Origin of the sequence: Shigella sp. FC1967 (genome assembly GCF_001743005.1) — a bacterium.
Lineage (GTDB): Bacteria > Pseudomonadota > Gammaproteobacteria > Enterobacterales > Enterobacteriaceae > Proteus.
In genome coordinates, this window is record NZ_MIIZ01000813.1 from 1 (window position 1) to 3012 (window position 3012).

The following is a 3012-nucleotide window of genomic DNA, read 5'->3' on the forward strand; positions in this document are numbered from 1 at the left end:
ACCATAAAATATCTCTGCCTATTTTTAATATGTTTATTATTTGAAAATAACCTGAAGCAACAATTATTGCTTCAGGTATATTTATTAATAATAGAAGATAGCAATAATAGCACTATGGAATACAAAACCTACCATAAGCGGTATTGCCGTCCTTTTTACAACATCAAACGGTTGTAATTTTGCACCACTAGATACGGCAATGATAACACCAGCCACTGGAGACATACCTCGTCCCATATGTGACGCTTGTTGCATTGGTAAAATCATCGCAATTGGGTTTACCCCCATGCTATGAGCAATTTGTGGAATAAGTTCAACGAATGCAAGGAAAGGAGCATTACCTGAACCCATAATAATCGCTGCCGCTAATGTCACGATAGCGAAGACCAATGCCATTGCAAATGGCGGTAGACCAACAGATTCCGCCATAACAATCAGGCTATCTATTGCACCACTGACTTTAATACCATGAGCAAAAACACCCGCAGCGACTAATAATCCAACAACATGACTAAATGCAGAGCCCATACCTTTTAAAAAATGCTGGAAGCCGGCACATACTGATTTAAAATCACGCAAGCGTAATGTTTCAATCAGCATACAAATCGCCATTGAAATCAATACAATGGTGACTACATCAAGGTGAATGCCTTCAACAAATAGACTTGATGAACTTACCGCCATAATGATAGGTAACATTGGTAGTAAGGCATAAAAGCCCGGTACATTTTTATCACTCTTTGCTTCTTCAGACATTTTGCCTAATTGAGGTACAAATCCAGCTTTGCGATCACAATGGCGCTGCCAGAAGATATGAGTAATACCAACCGCTAAGACGGTTGCAATCGCCGCAGGCCCTTGGTAATAAAGCACATATTCAACAACACCTAAGTCAACCGCTTTTGCACCACGTATGGCATCAATTGCTGTTGGAGTGTAAGCAACACCTAATGAAGTCGCAATCACCCCAGCAGCAGATGCTGGAGATAAGCCAAGTCCTATCATAATCGGGAACATCGTACCCATTAATAGAACAGCCAGCCCCGTTGCTGAAGGAATAGCAAGTTGCAAAACACTCGCGAGTAAAAAAGAGAAAAATAGCAGCACATAAGGTGAGCGCATATTCTTCAATGGACGAGTTGCAACACGCACAACGGCCTCATTGGCGCCAATATGATCCATATAATGTGCAAATCCCATTAGTGCCATGATCATTAAACCAAGATCAGCTGCACGGCTACTAAAGAGATCACGCATCACTTCGAAAGGATCTAACCAACCAATACCGGTTGTTTTGACATTTTTAGGAAGAATATCTCCCCAGCCAAACATCATGGTTAGCACCATTAAGGCTAAACCCGCAACTAACAAAACAGGCTCAGCTTTATATCCTTTCAAGATCATTCTAGCGACAATAACAACGACAATTAAGACCGCAAGAATTTGGATCATGCTTTAGCTCCAGGGGCAAAGCGCTCTGCCGTGATCTTAACGACAGACTTTAAGACATCGCTAGCAGCGTAAAGTGATTTAACCGGCAGATATTCATAAATAGAGTGGAAATTATGAGCTCCTGTAAAAATATTAGGGCAAGGCAGACCATTTTGAGAGAGTGCTGCACCATCATAACCACCACGCATTGGGATTGGACGAGGTGTAATGCCATTCGCTTCATAAGCAGCCACTGCAATATCGATAGGATAGCGATTATCACCTTGTAGGCTATTAAACACGTTGGCATAACGGTCTGCGAGTTTACAAGTGACAGAACCTTCACCCCATAAACCTTCACAATAATCTGAAAGTTGTTTTAAAAATGCCATACGGTGCGCATAACCTTTTTCGGTGAAATCACGCACATCCATTTTTAATACAGTACGAGCACTATTACCTGCTAATTGTTTGACCCAATAATAGCCTTCACGGCCTTCAGTATATTCAGGGCTTCACCGCCCGGTAACATCGCAACAAATTTGTGCGCCATTAATAATGAATTTTTTAATTTACCTTTTGCTGACATTGGGTGGGCTGATGCGCCTGTAAAGGTGATTTCAACATCACCCGCATTCCAGTTTTCATATACTAATTCACCAATACCACAACAATCTAAGGTATAGGCAAAATCAGCACCGAATTCTTTAGTATCAAAGACTTTTGCACCACGTAAACCTTGCTCTTCATCGGGTACAAAACCAATTTTAACGGTACCATGTTTAATTTCAGGATGTTGTTTAAAGTACTGCAACATATCCATAATAGAGGCGATCGCGGCTTTGTCGTCAGCGCCTAATAAGCTAGTACCATCAGTAACGATGATATCGTCGCCAATATAGTTTTCTAATTCAGGGAATTCACTTTGACGTAAAAAGATCTCAAGCTCTTTATTTAAGCAAAGATCGCCGCCTTTATAAGGTAGGATTTGCGCTTTAGTATCATTAGTTTGTTCAGCACTGGTATCTAAGTGACCAAAGAAAGCAACGGTTGGAACTTCATAGTCAAGGTTAGAAGGGAGTGTCGCGGTAACAATGGCAGTATCACGAATTTTAATATCCTCGACACCTAACGCTTTTAACTCTTCAACTAATTGTAGTGCAAGCACTCGCTGACCTTCTGAAGAAGGCATAATACCCGCAGCGCCATTTTCCCTATTTGTGGTGGTGTTAACTTTAGTATAAGAAATAAACCGTTCAACGAGATTCATAACAAGACTCCATTGTGTTTTTAATTGTATATTCTCTTTATTTAATCTAAGTCGTCTTCTTGATAAGAAAAAATCCAAACACTTACTTGTATCATAAAAAAAAAACAATAGGGAATTATGGAAAAATATTTTTTTTTTATAAAAATATTTTAATGTTGATTATTATTTAATTTTTGGTTTTTTTCTTTTATTAAAAAAAAATCGTGATTTTTGTATGTGAGGTTATTTTATTTAACTTATAGTACTGTTTTTTTTGTGATCTTAATCATAAAAAAAAACATACTCAATATTAAATACATTAAATATATAAA

General features: G+C 38.7%; 1 protein-coding gene and 1 pseudogene. Both read right to left on the minus strand.

All coding sequences use genetic code 11. The features are described from left to right. Window positions 1–84 precede the first annotated feature (84 nt). On the minus strand, window positions 85–1452 hold the full coding sequence (gene dcuC / locus BHE89_RS13570) for a C4-dicarboxylate transporter DcuC (protein WP_069368545.1): 1368 nt from the start codon (window positions 1450–1452) through the stop codon (window positions 85–87). Then, window positions 1449–2701, minus strand: a pseudogene (pepT, locus tag BHE89_RS13575) (peptidase T). The gene dcuC and the pseudogene pepT overlap by 4 nt, the downstream one beginning before the upstream one ends. Window positions 2702–3012: the final 311 nt, after the last annotated feature.